The 16552-nt window shown below is 54.6% G+C and carries 16 protein-coding genes and 5 pseudogenes; 12 read left to right on the forward strand and 9 right to left on the reverse strand.

Translation table 11 applies throughout. The features are described 5' to 3' along the window. Positions 1–64 precede the first annotated feature (64 nt). The gene (locus GH769_RS07145) at positions 65–1477 is read right to left on the reverse strand and encodes a serralysin family metalloprotease (protein WP_153649591.1); all 1413 of its coding nucleotides are present in this window, start codon (positions 1475–1477) and stop codon (positions 65–67) included. Between the two features lie 247 nt (positions 1478–1724). Between GH769_RS07145 and GH769_RS07150 the strand changes: the two genes are divergently transcribed. The 6 genes and pseudogenes from GH769_RS07150 to GH769_RS07175 all read left to right on the forward strand — a co-directional run bounded on the left by GH769_RS07150 (position 1725) and on the right by GH769_RS07175 (position 5732). Continuing rightward, entirely contained in the window at positions 1725–2102 is a 378-nt protein-coding gene (locus GH769_RS07150; RefSeq protein WP_256670309.1) for a recombinase family protein, read from the forward strand. Positions 2103–2218: 116 nt separating this feature from the next. Beyond that, positions 2219–3421 (forward strand): glycoside hydrolase family 10 protein, encoded by a 1203-nt coding sequence (locus GH769_RS07155; protein ID WP_372242386.1) that lies wholly within the window; start codon positions 2219–2221, stop codon positions 3419–3421. 2 nt (positions 3422–3423) lie between these two features. After that, complete coding sequence (locus GH769_RS07160; protein WP_153649594.1) at positions 3424–4200, forward strand: N-acetylmuramoyl-L-alanine amidase; 777 nt, start codon at positions 3424–3426, stop codon at positions 4198–4200. A 309-nt stretch (positions 4201–4509) separates the two neighbouring features. Beyond that, on the forward strand, positions 4510–5217 hold the full coding sequence (locus tag GH769_RS07165) for a GIN domain-containing protein (protein ID WP_256670310.1): 708 nt from the start codon (positions 4510–4512) through the stop codon (positions 5215–5217). A 21-nt stretch (positions 5218–5238) separates the two neighbouring features. Next, on the forward strand, positions 5239–5508 hold the full coding sequence (locus GH769_RS07170; RefSeq protein ID WP_153649595.1) for a CopG family ribbon-helix-helix protein: 270 nt from the start codon (positions 5239–5241) through the stop codon (positions 5506–5508). Beyond that, positions 5505–5732, forward strand: a pseudogene (locus tag GH769_RS07175) (type II toxin-antitoxin system RelE/ParE family toxin). Before GH769_RS07170 ends, GH769_RS07175 begins: the two are co-directional and overlap by 4 nt. Positions 5733–5773: 41 nt before the next feature. On the opposite strand, the pseudogene GH769_RS07180 reads toward GH769_RS07175, so the two are convergent. Further along, a pseudogene (locus GH769_RS07180) lies at positions 5774–6042 on the reverse strand (transposase); the annotation flags it as partial. Positions 6043–6109: 67 nt separating this feature from the next. Between GH769_RS07180 and GH769_RS07185 the strand changes: the two are divergent. Beyond that, positions 6110–7480: pseudogene (locus tag GH769_RS07185) on the forward strand (IS30 family transposase). A gap of 15 nt (positions 7481–7495) precedes the next feature. On the opposite strand, the pseudogene GH769_RS07190 reads toward GH769_RS07185, so the two are convergent. Then, positions 7496–7822 (reverse strand): annotated as a pseudogene (locus GH769_RS07190) (DDE-type integrase/transposase/recombinase); the annotation flags it as partial. After that, positions 7752–8237, reverse strand: a complete 486-nt coding sequence (locus GH769_RS07195; protein ID WP_153649598.1) for a helix-turn-helix domain-containing protein — start codon at positions 8235–8237, stop codon at positions 7752–7754. The gene GH769_RS07195 and the pseudogene GH769_RS07190, both read right to left, overlap by 71 nt. Before the next feature lie 34 nt (positions 8238–8271). On the opposite strand from GH769_RS07195, the gene tnpB reads away from it, so the two are divergent. From tnpB to GH769_RS07215, 4 genes and pseudogenes are all read left to right on the forward strand, one after another. Next, the gene (gene tnpB, locus GH769_RS07200; RefSeq protein WP_256670311.1) at positions 8272–8535 is read left to right on the forward strand and encodes an IS66 family insertion sequence element accessory protein TnpB; all 264 of its coding nucleotides are present in this window, start codon (positions 8272–8274) and stop codon (positions 8533–8535) included. 149 nt (positions 8536–8684) lie between these two features. After that, positions 8685–8945: pseudogene (locus tag GH769_RS07205) on the forward strand (IS66 family transposase); the annotation flags it as partial. A 228-nt stretch (positions 8946–9173) separates the two neighbouring features. Further along, the gene (locus tag GH769_RS07210; RefSeq protein WP_153649599.1) at positions 9174–10154 is read left to right on the forward strand and encodes an IS5 family transposase; all 981 of its coding nucleotides are present in this window, start codon (positions 9174–9176) and stop codon (positions 10152–10154) included. A gap of 207 nt (positions 10155–10361) precedes the next feature. Continuing rightward, complete coding sequence (locus GH769_RS07215; RefSeq protein ID WP_256670312.1) at positions 10362–10547, forward strand: hypothetical protein; 186 nt, start codon at positions 10362–10364, stop codon at positions 10545–10547. Positions 10548–11099: 552 nt separating this feature from the next. On the opposite strand, the gene yecR is transcribed toward GH769_RS07215, so the two are convergent. From yecR to GH769_RS07240, 5 genes are all read right to left on the reverse strand, one after another. Continuing rightward, positions 11100–11381, reverse strand: coding sequence for a YecR family lipoprotein (yecR, locus tag GH769_RS07220; RefSeq protein ID WP_032903481.1), 282 nt, complete (start codon positions 11379–11381; stop codon positions 11100–11102). Between the two features lie 72 nt (positions 11382–11453). Beyond that, on the reverse strand, positions 11454–11870 hold the full coding sequence (locus GH769_RS07225) for a hypothetical protein (protein WP_032903482.1): 417 nt from the start codon (positions 11868–11870) through the stop codon (positions 11454–11456). A 42-nt stretch (positions 11871–11912) separates the two neighbouring features. Beyond that, positions 11913–12521, reverse strand: coding sequence for a hypothetical protein (locus GH769_RS07230; protein WP_019821450.1), 609 nt, complete (start codon positions 12519–12521; stop codon positions 11913–11915). 432 nt (positions 12522–12953) lie between these two features. Further along, positions 12954–13253 carry a hypothetical protein gene (locus GH769_RS07235; RefSeq protein WP_014718001.1) on the reverse strand — a complete coding sequence of 100 codons (300 nt, stop codon included), beginning with the start codon at positions 13251–13253 and terminating at the stop codon, positions 12954–12956. Between the two features lie 910 nt (positions 13254–14163). After that, positions 14164–15132 carry an AraC family transcriptional regulator gene (locus GH769_RS07240; protein WP_014718002.1) on the reverse strand — a complete coding sequence of 323 codons (969 nt, stop codon included), beginning with the start codon at positions 15130–15132 and terminating at the stop codon, positions 14164–14166. Positions 15133–15234: 102 nt separating this feature from the next. Here GH769_RS07240 and GH769_RS07245 point away from each other — a divergent pair, with 102 nt between their 5' ends. Next, entirely contained in the window at positions 15235–16482 is a 1248-nt protein-coding gene (locus GH769_RS07245; protein WP_032903484.1) for an MFS transporter, read from the forward strand. The last annotated feature ends 70 nt before the right edge of the window (positions 16483–16552 follow it).

Here is a 16552-nt window from a genome sequence, read left to right on the forward strand (position 1 = left end):
TTGAAATATATTGGTTGAGTACGTAGTTATATAGCGTGCGACCCCGTGGCGTCGCACGCTTTTGTCACGCTATTACGTCGCTGATAATTGCTTGTCCAACGGTTGTTACGAGGAAGTCTGCGACGCCGTGCCCAGAGAAGTCCACAGCTAAGGTGCCCAGGTTAGTGCCTGAGGCGTAACTTAGCACAGCATCTCCGGCGTTGCCGGTGAACGCATTGACAAAGCTTAAACCCGCTCCGTTGGTGATGCCTGTCAGGTCAATCTTGTCGGAACCCGAGGAGAAGTCAAAGATCTTATCTGCAGCCCCCTGCTTGGAGTCGGAACTGGCACCGTACACGAAAATATCATCGCCGGCGCCGCCCCATAGTTGGTCCTCACCGCCACCACCGTAGATAAGATCGTTGCCAGCTCCACCCTTAATAATATTGGTCAAGCTGTTGCCCACGATCAGGTCGCTACCCGAGCCGCCAATAGCATTTTCAACAGTCACACCCTTGGCAATCGATATGTTACCAACCAGCCCGCCTACATCAGAAAGCGAGGTTTCATTGAGGTTAATCTTCTGGTTTTGGGTGAATCCAGAAAAGTCTAGAGTGTCGTTGCCGCCACCGTCCCATATCGAGAAAATCAGTTTGTCGGCATTAGTTATCGCGCTGAGAAAATCACGATTAGTGTTTGAATTAAATCCGTAGATTGTGTCATCTGATCTGGTGTTATAGTTTGCTCCGTAAAGTTTTTGAATCGCAGCAATGTCATCAATAAGCGGAGCGGCCGTAAAAGCTTGAATATTATTTTTAGTGAAGTTTTGATTGGTGTTGCTTTCACTCCAGTAACTCATAACGCTATAGCCGAGAGTGTCCTGAAGGTATTGTGCATTATCATAAGAGGGCGCCTGTTGTGCCGACGCATCATAATTACCTGGATGTTCTAAGCCAAGGGTGTGTCCAATTTCATGAGTTAAAGTGGAGCGTCCAAAATTTCCATTGCTAGGATTTGAATTAATTGTATATGAATTGTTGGCTAAAAACAGCGCATCACTGGTTCCTGAGGAGTTAGGGAAAAAAGCTAAGGCACCTCTTCCGCCGTGTAAGGGGTCGGCTGTATAGTTGCCAAAATTAATATGAGCATCACCTCCTGAACTTCCTTCATGAAAACTGATGGTGGCTACGTCAGACCATGATTGGAGGGATAATAGAACTTCTGACTTCTGTAGCTCATTAAACTCGCTAAAGCCTGACAAATGTTCTTGATCATAAGATGCAGTTCGATCATTCAAAAAGCTAAATGTGAAATCGAACTCGTTATTCTGATTGTTATCTTGCCAATACCTACCACTTCTTGTGATTGCGTCTGCCGCTTCCTCAACAGTATATGATGGCTTGTTGTTTATGGAAATTCCGTCTCCTCTATCATATGCGTGAAGAAAATCAGTCAATTGAGTTGCTGGGTTGCTTGCTGTGTTTTTCTTAATGCTCATAATATCTGTCCTTAGTAATGTTTTTACGGTTTTTATATTGGTTCGGTGTTTTGTTACTAAACTCTAAACTTTGTGAGTGTTCAAAAAAAGACAATTTTTGCGTATTTAACGCCATTTTTCTATTGCAGTAAATGTTTGAGTCTTTATGGGTGTATACTCAAACCCATTGAGTCGCGTAGTACGCATTTGATTGGAGAGACTAAAATATCACTAACTTTCTTGGCCGCTGTAACTTTAAGGCTTGGAGGTGTCTACGAAACCCGGGGCGATTCAGTTTTTGGGAAATTTATGTCGCGCACGTTCATCTATCCCGGACAAAACAACTGGCGACCAAGTGATGAAAATCGAAGCCGCTAGATTCTCGGTTAATTCGCAGCGAATCGTCGTTGAGTGCATCAGTGGAAGGGACGCCGCTAATGCCCGACCGGGATTTGTAAAGCTGCTTGACCGTCTTAAATCGGGCGATATCTTGATGGTGACGAAGCTTGATCGTCTTGGCTGTTGTCATTTTCAGAAGACAACTGCACAAAATATCAGGAGTGGAGTGCGCGAGGCTTCCCGCTGCGATAACTCAGATCTGGATGAGAAGTTTCTTTCCATCGGGCCGCCTGCTGACATGTCCTGACGTGATAAGGCTCTCAATATCAACGATATGAGTACCAAGCGGGCATTCCGTTTTTCTTTTGTTTACACAGGCCGGCGGTTAATTAAGTAAATAAGCATGCAAAGGGAGGGATGATGATGAAAAATGGGAAAATGCGAGCCACCTGGGTATCCAGCGTAATTAACCTGGACTGGCCTCCTGCATCCTCACTCACTATCCGGGATGACGCTGCGCGCGTTAAACGCCAGAAAGAAGAGCTGATTGGTATTCTTGATGATATCGTGGCAATGAACATGAACGCCGTGATACTCCAGGTGGTTCCCTGTGCCGATGCGCTCTATGCATCAGACTTACTGCCCTGGTCGAAATACCTGACTGGCACCCTGGGCAAAAATCCCGGCTTTGACCCACTTGCCTGGGCGGTTGAACAGGCTCACGCCAGAAAGATTGAGCTTCACGCCTGGGTCAATCCGTACCGCATTTCAATGAATACCCGCGATTCCACCGTCGATGAACTGAATCACTCATCTCCCGAATCAGCGCCCAGCGTTTACAGAACACACCCTGAATGGATCGGCATCGCGTACAACCGTTTTGTTCTTGATCCCGGTATTCCGGAAGTTCAGGCGTGGGTCATCGGTATCGTTGAGGAAATCGTCACTCGGTACGACGTCGACGGTATTCAGTTCGATGATTACTTCTATTACGAATCCGCGGACTCTCCGCTGGATGACGACGCCACCTGGCAGAAGTACGGCCAGGGCTTTACCACCAAAGGTGACTGGCGAAGAAACAATACGTATTCCCTGGTGGACGCCTGTCATCGGCGGATTAAGGCCATTAAACCCGATGTCAGTTTCGGCGTCAGCCCGGCCGGCGTGTGGCGGAACAAGACTGATGACCCGCGGGGGTCAGACACGCAGGCCGGGGCACCAAACTATGATTCGGCGTATGCGGACACGCGGAAGTGGGTGCTTGACGGCATCATTGATTATGTCGCGCCCCAGGTTTACTGGCCCGTTGCCCGCAAAGTCGCCCGGTATGATGTGATAACCCGGTGGTGGGCGGATACCGTCAGGGGCACCGGTACTGCGTTGTATATCGGCGTGGCGCTTTACAAGGTCGGTACCCCTTCAGCCGCTGAACCTGACTGGACGGTTGAAGGCGGCGTGCCCGAAATCACCCGACAGCTTGACCTGAATGATTCCCTGAATGAAGTGGGCGGTTGCATGCTGTTCCGCCACATGTTCCTAAGAGAGCCGCAGACGCAGCAGGTTGTTGAGTATCTGAAAGCACGCTGGGCGGTAGCCGGATGTCCGGCACATGAAGAGGAGAAATAAAAATGTACCCCATCGACTATAACAGCTACCGCTCTGTGAAGAGCTTTAACCAGCGCGTACGCTTTCTTGTCATGCACTACACCGCCGTTGATTTTGCCGCATCTGTGCAGGTACTTGCCGGTGACGGCACCGTGAGTGCGCATTACCTGGTCCCGGACCCGGACGACAAAACGTACATTGCAGCCGGTTTTAACGACATGCGTGTTTTTAACCTGGTTGATGAACACGAACGCGCCTGGCATGCCGGGGTCAGCGCCTGGGCCGGGCGTAGCAATCTTAACGACACAGCCATCGGAATTGAGGTGGTTAATCTGGCCAGTGATAATGACGGCGTGTTTGTCTTCCCTCCCTACAACCCAGTTCAGATTGACGCAATCAAAGAGCTGGCAATCAATATCCTCCAGCGGTACCCGGACATCAGCCCCGTGAATGTCGTGGGGCATTCTGATATTGCGCCGGGCAGGAAAAGTGACCCCGGAGCAGCTTTCCCCTGGAAAACACTGTATGAAGCCGGAGTCGGGGCATGGTATGACGATGACACCCGGTCAGCTTATCTGGCGAAGTTTACTGCCGGGGGGCTCCCGTCTGATGAGGATATCATTGCCAGGCTGAAAACCTACGGCTATGACGTTTCCGTTGCAACAACTGCTTCGGGGCTTCAGCTGCTTGTCCGGACCTTCCAGCTCCATTTTCGCCAGGATAACTACGACGGCATTATTGATGCAGATACGGCCGCTGTTCTTTATGCCCTGACGGATAAATACAGTACCTTCAACTAAAACTTCCCCTCATCTGGTTTCAGGGAGGGTTTCTTAAGTAGGGGGCGATAGAGAAAACAGACAAAATCGTACGTCAAGCATGCGACCTGTCAGGTTGAAGCCATAGAGGCTAGCGAGTGTCAGGAAATGTCGAAGCTAGCTCTGGCTTGACGCCATACTGGCTGCCAGCCTGACGCCCGGTTAGGGTGTAGCCCAACCTGACGGCACGCTTAACTGCGCACAATTATTCACTATGAATCGAATTGACGTAGATACACGCGGAACAAATCACCAAGGATGGACCGATGAGCCATTCCAATCCATTAACTCTTGGCTACCCATCGCGATTCCGCGTGGGAGCGTGCAGCCAACTACGAGAAGGAAGAGCAATCAATCCGCCCTGTGCGCAGAATTGTGGTCAAGGGCGAAGTGGATGTTGTGTTCTTCCGCTCACCTTCAGCGCACCTGGTTGTGACCGGAGAAAACCAGGAGGCCATTCGTAGCATCAAGACCCGATTGGAGGGTGACAAGCTGGTCATCGAGCAGGAAGGCGTTTCCATCACCGAAGATAGTGCCAATATTCATATTTCTGGCACCGGCAACATTTTTGTGGGTGGGACGATCAATGTCGGTGGACGCCAGGGCGGGGTCACGATGCAGTTCAAAGGTCGTTGTATTGTCGGAGTCGCACTGCCTGAAGCGCCAAGTATCCGCATCAAGGGCAGTGGCGACGTGACCCTATACGATCTTCAGCAGGCCGTTCTCGATCTTGGTGTCCAGGGCTCGGGTGACATCACCGCCTTTGGCCGAATTGATCTTCAAGACGCCGAGGTCGCCGGTTCTGGCGATGTGGACACCAGTGAACTGGTGGCTACGTCCGCCAAACTATCGATGGCAGGGCCCGGCGATATCAACGCCTATGTAAGCAACTCCGTGAAGGCTCGCGTCGCGGGCTCTGGCGACATCGTAATCCGTGGTAACCCACCGATCCGCGATCATTCTGTTGCCGGCTCCGGCGACATCAAATTCAAGAAGTAACGATCAGGAGCAACCCTCCTTATGGCAACCACCGCGAAAACCCGATCTGTCACGGCTCACGTCTCTGAGCAGCTGGCCCAAAAGGTCGATTTGATGGCAGAGCGCCTGGAGCGCTACAAAAACTGGATCGTTAAGCAGGCTCTGTCCGCTTGGATAGACCAGGAGGAAGAGCGTAGTCGCCTGACCCGTGAGGCCTTGGCCGATGTTGACGCTGGCCGCTTTATTGACCACCAAGCCGTCCAGGCCTGGGCTGACAGCCTCAGCACCGACACTCCGTTGCTGGTGCCGTGAAGTGGACAAGCAAGGCGCTTTCAGACATTACCCGACTGTACGAGTTTCTGGCCTCGGTGAATCAGCCTGCCGCCGCACGAACAGTGCAGTAACTCACAGCCGCACCTACCACGCTGCTGACCAACCCGCGTATTGGCGAACGGCTGGAAGAGTTCGAGCCAAGGGATGTACGCCGAATCCAGATCGGCCAATACGAGATGCGTTACGAAAGAGTGGATTCGTAATCGCTCCATTGAACTGCCCCCCAAAAGTTTGACAGGAGATGCTATTGATTTAGTGCCTGGGTCCGAAATTGTACCGACTCAAGCCATTCAGTCTGAGGCTTATGCGGTCTTGGTTGTAGTAGGCGATGTAATCCTCTATGCCTGATACCAGCTGCTCCACACTCTCAAATGATTCCAGATAGAAAAACTCACTCTTGGGCGTGCCGAAAAAGCTTTCAATAGCGGCATTGTCCAAGCAATTACCCTTGCGAGACATGCTCTACTCAATGCCCTTTTCGGCCAGCATGTGTCGGTAGGTAGGCTGTCTGTACTGGGCGGATTCAACCGGTCGTCGCAACACCTTGATCGAGGTGTTTATGGAACGACCCGCAGGATGGATGCAAAAATTGACGGGCCGGGGAGCGATGCGTTCTCCAGGTGCACCCTAACTTCGTAATGAGATCGAGCGGCTATTGAGTGCAGATTGCGACAGGCATCACAAGCGAAAAGGCAGCACATGCCGTTGGCGTATCAACAGCGGTAGGTACACGCTGGTTTCGTCATCGAGGCGGGATGCCATTATTCATGTCGAATCACATATCAGGACGATACTTATCGTTTGCAAAGCGAGAAGAGATTGGGCTGCTTCGAGCGCAAAGTGTTGGCGTTCGTGAGATAGCCCGTCGCCTTGGACGAAGCCCATCGACAATTTCACGGGAGCTGACACGAAATGCTGCTACCCGTTGCGGTCGGCTTGAATATCGAGCGTCAGTAGCGCAATGGAAGGCAGAACTGGTGGCGAAGAGGCCGAAACCAGCGAAGCTGGTCATTAACCCGCGACTGCACCAGTACGTACGCGACCGCCTTGAGGGCAAGGTTCAAGACGCCGATGGTCGTGAGATTTCTGGGCCTCGGCAAGCGCCCTTCAAAGGTCGAAATAAACCGCATCGCAGTGACCGTAAATGGGTCAATGGCTGGTCGCCTGAACAAATTGCCAGCCAGCTCCAGATCGATTTTCCGGATGATGAATCCATGCGCATCTCTCATGAAGCCATATATCAGGCGCTCTACATTCAGGGTCGAGGAGCTCTCAAGCGCGAACTGGTGAGCTGCCTGCGCTCAGGACGAGCATTGCGCGTGCCGAGAGCCAGAGCGCAGGCCAAAGTGTGGGCACACGTCAGCGAGGACGTCATGATCTCTAGTCGCCCTGAGGTAGAAGATCGGGCTGTACCGGGCCTTAGGAGGGCGGCCTGATCATCGGCCTGAACCGTTCTGCGATTGGAACTCTGGTCGAGCGCTCAACTCGATTTACCATGCTCGTCCATCTGCCTCGCGAGAAAGGTTATGGGCTAATTCCCCGCACGAAGAACGGCCCGGCGCTGGCTGGCTATGGGGCTGTTAGTATGGCCAACGCATTGAAGAAGTCGGTGACTGATCTTCCCATCGAGCTGTGGCGATCTTTGACCTGGGATCGTGGAAGGGAGCTGTCGGATCACGCTCGATTTACCATCGAGTCCGGAGTAAAGGTTTTTTTTGCTGATCCACATAGTCCATGGCAGCGAGGCACAAACGAAAATACGAACGGCCTTCTACGGCAATACTTCCCGAGAGGCACTGACCTCTCTCGTTGGAGTGCCCAAGAAATACAGGCGGTAGCTCACGTACTTAACACTAAACCTCGAAAAACACTCGGCTGGAAAACACCTGCCGAAGCACTGAATGAGTATCTAAAGTCTGTACAACAATCCAGTGTTGCGACGACCGGTTGAATCCGCCCTGCAACACTGGTCAGAGTGCAGTATTGGTTTTTCATCTCGACTCAGTCGCTCGAAGGCTTTTTCCAGCATCATCGAAACCAAACTGAATTCGGGACGTCGGTTGATCTGGTAAGCCAGGATCTCGCCGTTGTACAAATCCATGAGAGGCGAGAGAAACAGCTTTTGCCCCTTCATCTTGAACTCCGTCACGTCGGTTGCCCATTTATGGTTGAAGGCTTCTGCCTTAAATTCGCGCTTTAGTAGATCAGGCGCAACAAGCCCTTCAGCACCTCGGTAAGAGCGATATTTCTTCACTTTGACCAGCCACTTGAGGCCCATCATCTGCATCAGCCGGTTTGCGGGGCATGCTGGGCTCTTTAAGACGATACGGTTGTAGTGCTAGTACACCGCCCTCATCGTACAGCTTTCGCCACTGCCTGATACTACTTGGACCACGGATATCAAACCGTATACAGGCCTGTTGGTCCGACAGTTCGTCTTGTTCGATACACTGCAAAACCTTTAATTTAAACTGGAAATCGTAATGGCTGTACTTGGCAATCAAGCCAGAGGCGCCGTGCTTTTCAAAACCCTTGACCCAGCACCGCAGCAGCGGTGGACTCAAGTCATGCTTGAGGGCCACCTCATGAACGCTACTGGCAGACAGACACTCTTCAATCAGTGATTGCTTGAGTGCTAGGTTGTATTTCGTCATGGAACACCCTCCCGAGGGGGTCAGGTGTCCAACATTCGGGGGGCAGTTCACCATGAACCCCACATTCAAAGCACTTAGCTAACCCCGGATGCTGTGCTCCCGATTCTCTCAGGAGCCTGCCCGCCATGATGCGGCCCGACACCAAAGTCGAAAAAGTGTACGTCTACCCCAAACCCGTGGACTTTCGAAAACCATCAACGGCCTCGCCGCGTTTGTCGAGCTGGACATAAAGGTGGCGGTATTTGACCCGGTACTTTTTGTTTTTCTCAACAAGTCCCGCAACCGGGTGAAGATTTTGTACTGGGAACGCAACGGCTTCTGTCTTTGGCTCAAGCGCCTGGAATCTGAGTGATTCAAAACATCACCCGATATCACCGACGAGGCCATTGTGCTGACCGTCCAGGAACTGGACTGGCTGCTCGACGGTTTCGACCTCTGGCGCAACCGCCCTCATCAGGTTTGACGCCGCGCTACGTGGCGTGACCCGGTATAAGCCGGGCCATGATTCCTCTGCTAGATGACCTTCCTGATGATCCTGTTTTGCTCAAGCAACTGCTGCTTGAGGCACTCAGTCGCCATGAGGAATCAGCCCAAGCCTATCAGACCCACATCGTTGACTAAAAAGGACAGATCAAGCTGTTGCGCAACCGTCTGTTTGGGCGCAAGTCCGAGCAAACCATTGAGCCCAATACGCCGCAATTGGCCTTGTTCAACGAGCCTGAAAGCGAACCCATGCCGTTGGTTTGCGACGCTGATGAAGAGGCAGATACGCTTGGGCGCTCTGGCGCCCATATCCGTGCTGCCAACGTGGTCAAACCTTTCTCGACAGTGCGGCCCTCCAGTGAAACAGTTACTGGAGCACAACGTGAGAAGATCGCAGCACTCACGAACGTGGCTATGTAACTCCAGCATGGTTATGGCTAAGGATGGTCTGAAAAAGACTTCCTGATTTGACAAAATGCCCTGACGCCAGCTGCTGAGTTTTTTCCGATGAAGCAGATGACCTTCGCCGACGCCGAGTACGCCGGAAAGCGAAAGCAGAACCGCAAGCAGTTGTTCCTGATCGAGATGGATCAGGTCGCTCCCTGGATGGGCCTGATTGCCTTGATTGAGCCCCATTATCCAAAGGGTGAAGGTGGCCGCCCGGCTTATCCGTTGATGGCAATGCTGCGGGTTCATCTGAAGCAAAACTGGTTCGGCTATAGCGATCCAGCGATGGGAGAGGTGTTGTACGAGACCCCGATCCTGCGCCAGTTTTCGGGGTTGAATCTGGAGCGTATTCCCGACGAAACCACGATCCTCAACTTCCTCCGTTTCTTGGAAAAGCACGAACTGGCCGCCGGAATTCTAGCGGTGATCAACTGTTACCAGGGCGACCGAGGCCTGTCGTTGCGCCAAGGCACCGTCTTCGATGCCACGTTGATCAGCGCACCCAGTTCGACCAAGGACAAGGACGGCAAACGCGATCCGGAAATGCACCAAACGAAGAAGAGCAACCAGTATTACTTCGGTGCCAAAGCGCACATCGGTGTTGACGATGAATCGGGACTGGTTCATAGCGTGGTGGTCACGGCGGCGAACGTGGCGGACGCTCCTCAGGTCGACAAACTACTGCACAGGCAAGAAAACGTGGTGTACGCAGATGCTGGCTACACCGGTGTTGAAAAGTGGGAGGAGCATAGCGGCCGCGAAGTCATCTGGCAGATCGCCGCGCGCCGGAGCACCTACAAGAAACACGGCAAACGCAGTCTTCTGTACAAAGTCATCCGCAAGATCGAGAACGTCAAAGCGCAGACGCGAGCGAAAGTTGAGTACCCATTGCGAGTGATCAAGCGGCAGTTCGGTTACACAAAAGTGCGCTTCCGTGGCCTAGCCAAGAACACCGGGAAGATGATGACGCTGTTTGCGCTGTCGAATCTTTGGATGGCACGCCGGCATTTACTGAAAACGTCGGGAGAGGTGCGACTGTAATGCGGGGAATGGTTGCTACGAGACGCTCGTAGCAACCGAAAACATAAGATATGCGATGAAGCTGACAATATTTAGAGTCGAGATCTCGCTTTTTAGATCACTGAGGCCAGTTGGCCGCTAAATGGCGGACTACTTCAGAGCATCCCTAAGCGCTCACCGCTGTTGAAGCGGCAGGTAGAGCGTCAGGCATTTGAACTACGAATACAAATGAAAAAAAATGTTGAGGACCTTATTCCGGATGAATTGGAGCGCAACCAGGTGTTTCTCGATTTGCAAAAGCTACTCGGCCAAGCCCTGAAGGTCACGCAACAGGCCGAAGGCGGTAAAGACGCATTAGATCGTTTCGATGCCGTGGCCGACCCGCAGGCCTGTTACGAAAACACTTACTGTTGAGCTCGTCAGCACCGCCAAGGACCCGACCATGATTAAAAAAATGCCCATAGTGGATCGCCCCCGTCCCCGTAGGCATTTTCCAGCCTCAAGGTGAGTCCCTTTTGAATGCCTCAGGACTTACATCACCGGCTTGATGATCCGTCGTCCGATTGGCTATGGGTAGAATCCAACAGCCTTGCTTAGAATTATCACTTTTTCCGCTCTTGAAACACCCCGAAAACAAGTCCAGAATTGAGTTTTTCCCTGCTTCGGCAAGAAAAGAAACCCCTTAGATTTCAATGGGTCGGACGCTAGATGCGAGTCTCGTTTCCCGCTCCAAGCATTAATGAAAAAGCCACTCTAACGAGTGGCTTTTTTTTGCCTGTGTGATTTACGGAATGGACGCTTAGGCGTCTTTTTTTGTTTGTGCGCACAACCGTAGGGCGCGCGCTCAAATTCGTATTGTTACTAGATCCGCTCAGTTCGCCTGGGTCGCCAGGCGAACTACTGTTCGCTCAACTTCCCGACGCGCCTCGACGCTTGGGGAGGGCGTCACTTCTGGCACCGATAATCCTAAGTGACGGTGGTTTCCAGGCAGTGGAATTGCCCCATCGTGCGGCACACGGATTTTTGTGCGCCTGCGCGCTCAGCGCGCGCGTAGTTCCAAAATTGGCAACGCCCCGTGGCAATCGCCAACCCTTGGGATGCCCGGATTTGGCCGTACTCAAACGGCGTATGGACGTAGAAGAGTTGCACAAGCCCGTCGGACGGGTTGCCGCCGGTGGCCTCCCAATATTTCGGCGTTGCGCAGCCTACAATGAGCGGTAGGGCGATGGCGACGATGACGGATTTCATTGTCGAGGACCATCCTTCATGGAAATGACATTTGTCAGGTGTCTTTTTTAGCCCGCCTCAGCGTAGGTCGCCTTAAGGCGGCCCAAACTTGACCGACTGACAGCCACTGGAGAGCAGCAATTCGCCTTCATCGGCCTCAAACCCGACAATCTTTCTGTCCTGATCGACGGTGATGGAAAGGATGCAGCGATTCGGGTTATTGACGGTTGCCCAATAGTTGGTGTGCACCATCACGTTGCCTTGCCTTTCCGCGCTTTGTGCCACCACCTCATTGCTGTTGTAAGACGTGTCGCGGTACCACTGCATCACCACATGCTGGTCGTCCGCGGTGCGATCCATTTTTTGGGGTGGACCAAAGAGATTGATGGCGTCCTGCGCCGGGCGGCCTTTCCATTGGCTGCGCGCGTACATTTCCGGGACGGTGTCAAAACTGACGCAGCCGGTCTGCAGCAGCGCGAGGGCCAAGGCCAATGCACCTGTGTATTTCATGTCGATCACTCATTATTCAAGCGTGCCGGTTGGCGCCGGAGGTCATTTTTTCTCAGGTGCGCCCAAGAGGAAGTTGAGGTCGCGCATCACGTCCTCGGTGCTGCTCTTCCTGGATTCAATGCGGATCGGCTGATTACCCGGCAACTGATTGAAGAGGCCTTGCTGCGTGATCGCCACCAGTTGAGTGTTGTCGATCGAGCCGACGCCCATCGGCATCATGGCGTTGGACTTGCGTTTGCCCGGTGCGCAGGCGAAGTCATAGCCACGCTCCAGCCAGCTCTTGGGCACCGGCACCCAACGTTTAGGCGCCGGCAGCACCGTGGTCGCCCCGGCGCGCAGGTAGGCGGTGGCAGAGTTCACCCTGAGCTGTCGCTCCGGGCATTGCAGCTCCAGCGCGTAGCTCACGTAGTTGGGGCTGTTGGGGCTTTCGAATACCTGCACGACCGTCAGCTGTGTGTTTTGCGGGTGTTGTTGTGTGGCTTTTACCGACTGTGCATCGGCGAAGAACAGGTCTCTGTTGGGCGTGTCGCCGGTGCCAAAGATCATCCACCAGTCGGTGGCCACTGCGGGGGCTGCGCTTAGCGATAAGAGGGCGAAGGTCGAACCTGCGAGCAGGCGCTTTCGCAAACCGAGGGGGATGTTGTTGTACATGGTCAATCGACTCCTGTCGTGGACGCGGGGAGGGCTAGAGCTCAACGAAATGAGCGAGCGGGCACATCCTAGGCAGCGTCGCCCGTGCCATTCAATAATGTGGGCGCAATCAGGACGCGTCCTGCGAACCCATGCGCTGGGTCTGTAGGAGGTGTCTTTCAATAGCGTTGTGCGTGACTTATCCAAGCATTGAAAACGCCCCAGAAATTGAATGGGTGTCTAAGTGTTGGGGGCGCCCTTCACCCTCGGTAGCCGACTGCGCGCACTCTTATGCCTCAAACGGCCATCTATCGAATGCTGAGCGCTGACGCAGGTTTAGCGTGCTGAGCATGAACACCATCTTTGCCGGCAACGCCGCCATGTGGCGCGCCCGGCACGCCGACGGCCGTTCCCATAGGCCGGTGCGCGCGATGCCCGCACCGGCTGTCAGGGTTACTTCGTGCAGGTCAGGCGCGAGTACTTCGGCGGCTCAAGCAGGATGCCTGGAGTCATGACCGTCGAGCAGTTGAACACACGGCCCTTGGCGGTCGTGGCTTTGAAGTTCAGTTCAGCGCCGCCCAGGAAGTCCTCCTTGCTCTTGGTGACCGGGCCCATGGTCAGCTCATCCGTAGAGGCCAAGCCAATCGCCTCTGCGGTGACTTTGTGTATCTGCAGTACGTTGGGGTTGGTGGTGCAGCCCGCCAGCAGGCTGGCCAGTGCAAGCAGGAGGAGGGCGGTTGAGGTCTTGGTCATCGTTGAGGCTCCTTGCGAGTGGCGGCGGCAGAAAAATTGCGCGCGTGCCGCCTGTGGGAATCATGAGGGAACAGGGATTTGCCCTACGGCGGCGGAGTCTAGGAGCGCGTAAAAGACCCCCACAATCACTTGGAGGAAATCGAGACGGAGGCTACGGTGGAGCGTGTTGGAGCTGACGGAAATCGAGCGGGAGAGGGTCAGGCCACCGAGGGAAAATCGAGGCTGAAGGGTGACGAAGGTGGGCATGGGGATATGCAGATCCTCCACGGCGATGGGGCTTTCGCAGGCATGCTCTAGCTGGGTAGAAAAATCCATCGCGAGGGTGTTAGTGACAGGCTGCCGGCTAGATGTCAAACCCGCAGGTACTTCCATCGTTCGCTGACCCATGACGGCATCACTTTTTATGGGGGAGGGTGTTCGCCTCGCTGGTTTCCCTGACCGTAAACATTAGGCAGCGCACCGCTTCACGATCCTGTTCCGACAAGCAACGGTAGTAGTGGACCAGGCGCTCTTCTTCTCGATTGAGTTGTCGGGACCGCAGGGCTGTACTGACGGCGGTACGCAATGAGGGAAAAAATGAGGTATTTAGCATGATCCAAGTTCTTCATGAGGTGAATGGAGACGTGGGCTTCTTGCCCAGAACAACTGAATACATAACGTTTATTTTAGAAAAGGGCTTGTCGTTTTTCGTGACTGTTGGGTATTTCAGATGGGGCCGTCGGAAGTGTTTGGAGAAAGTGTAGGAGCGATCTTTCAAAGGCGGTGGAAAACACGCGATAGGGGGACGCTACCGCGGATCGGGTCCTATGCGGTGCCTGAGAGGTCCCAGTGCTGGCTTTCGATCAGGTAGTCACGAGCGGTTTCATTAAATGATTCAGAGGCACAGACCGTCGAGTACGTGCGCTCAGCGTCAAGTAACAATGGGCTGCCTCACCTTGCGACTTAACCCCGGTGTCTTGCCCGTAACACGTTTGAACGCGCGACTGAAAGCGGCCTGGGATGTATAGCCCAAGCGTTGTGCTACCTCTTCGATCGGCAGCCTTTCGAGGGTCAGCCACTGGCTTGCGAGCCGCATTCGCAGTTCGGTGACATAGCGCAGCGGCGTCATGCCAATCGTCACCTGGAAGCGATCCGCGAAGGCTGAGCGCGAGGTATTGCATTGCTCTGCCAACTGCGCAACGGTCCAGTCGCGGCCCGGTTGTTGATGGAGCGCGAGCAGTGCACTGGCCAAGCGTGGATCGCGCAAGGCGGCGACCAGGCCAGAGGCATTACCGCAAGCGCACTCTACCCAGCCGCGAACGACCATGGCGGCCACCACGTCGGCCAACCGCGCGAGGATACCGGCGAAGCCCACACGTGCGGCGCTGACCTCGCGCTCCATGGTGGTCAGGATAGGCACCAGTCCAGGGTAGCGCTGGCCGTCGGCATCAATCAACATCAGGCCCGGCATCAGTTTGCCGAGGCCATGGATGCTGCCCAGTTCAAACTCCATACAACCACTGAACAAAATGGTGCTCGGCGTTGGGCTGGCATCAGTTCCGGTGTGCACCGCGCTCACGGTGTCACCGAGGGGGACGCCGTCTAGGCGGTCGATGTCCTGAACGGGTACGTCCGCATGGGAATACAGTTGATGGGCCGCGCCGTGGGAGATGAACACGGCGTTGCCGGCAGACAGCGCGTAGGTGGTGCCGTCCTCCATTCGCAGTACCGCATTGCCGACGGCCATGAAATGGAACCAGGCATGCCCAGGTTTTTCAGCGAAGCCCAAACCGAAACTCGGACTCGTTTGTATACGCCGGTATTCGACGCCACGCAGGCGCATACCGCGCAACAGTTCGTTGATGAGATCCGAGGAAAGAGCAAACTGTTCTGCAGACATTGTTCAGGTGTTTTAGTCAAAAATGAGAGATTTTGGATCATAGATCATCCAGATTCGCGCGCCTAGACTGCGGGTCGCAATGATGATTGGGAGATCCCTGTAATGACTGACTGTGTGTGTAATGCCGTATCCAACCGCCATCCCGACGCCTTCTCGGATGCAGAGCCTGCGGCCCCCGCGTGGATGGCCGTCTTCTCGCTGGCAATGGGGGTGTTCGGATTACTGACTGCGGAGTACCTTCCGGCCAGTTTGTTAACACTGATGGCGACTGATTTGGGCGTGTCCGAAGCGCTGGCTGGCCAGGCGGTAACGGTGACAGCAGTGGTAGCGTTGTTCGCCGGTTTGTTGGTGCCAGGCCTGACCCGCGGCATCGACCGACGTTGGGTGTTGTTGGGGTTTTCCACGTTGATGGTTGCCTCCAATCTGTTGGTCGCCGTTTCCTCCAGCTTCGCGGTGCTGTTGTTGATGCGCATCTTGCTGGGGATTGCCCTTGGCGGGTTCTGGAGCATGGCTGCGGCGGTGGCGATGCGCTTGGTGCCGAGTGCGCTGTTGCCTCGGGCGCTTTCGATTATTTTCAGTGGGATTGCCGTCGGGACGGTCGTTGCAGTGCCGCTGGGCAGCTATCTGGGCGGGCTGTACGGCTGGCGCAGTGCGTTCTTTGCAGCGGCGGCGGTCGGCATGGTGACCCTGGCGTTTCAGTCATTGACTTTGCCACGCCTTGCGCCGCGCCGGCCGGCACGTCTGCGCACGGTTTTCGACGTGTTGCAGCGCCCGGGCATCGCCATGGGGATGTTCGGTTGTGTGCTGGTGCATAGCGGCCACTTCGCGATGTTCACCTATGTTCGGCCATTCCTTGAAGGCACTACCGGCATCGGCCCGCAAGGGCTGTCGCTGATGTTGCTGGGGTTCGGTGTGGCGAACTTCTTCGGCACGCTGTTGGCTGGCAGGCTGCTGGAGCACCGCCCGCTGGCCACTCTGGTGTTAATGCCTGCGCTGGTCGGGGTTGCAGCACTGGCGTTGGTGCTGTTGCCACCCTCGTTGCCGGGGCAGGCGGTACTGCTGGCAATCTGGGGCTTGGCCTTTGGCGGTGTGCCGGTGGCGTGGTCGAACTGGGTCGCCAGCGCGGTACCTGACCAGGCGGAAAGCGCCGGGGGTATGGTGGTGGCCTCTGTGCAGTCCGCCATAGCCATGGGCGCCGCCGCTGGCGGTGCAGTGTTCAGCCTCGGTGGCAGCGCGGGCGTATTTATAGCGGCGGCGGTGCTGATGTTGCTGGCTGCGTTGCTGATTGCGCTGCGTGTACGGGTGCCTTCTGTCCATGTCGTCAATGCTGGGAGGGCTAGCGCTCAATAAAATGAGCACTATTGAATTTCTAGGTAACCCTTGACAGGCCCCCGTGACCCGCACTCAATCGACCCCGGCC

This window comes from Pseudomonas sp. CFSAN084952 (assembly GCF_009648855.1).
GTDB classification, from domain to species: Bacteria; Pseudomonadota; Gammaproteobacteria; order Pseudomonadales; family Pseudomonadaceae; genus Aquipseudomonas; species Aquipseudomonas paracarnis.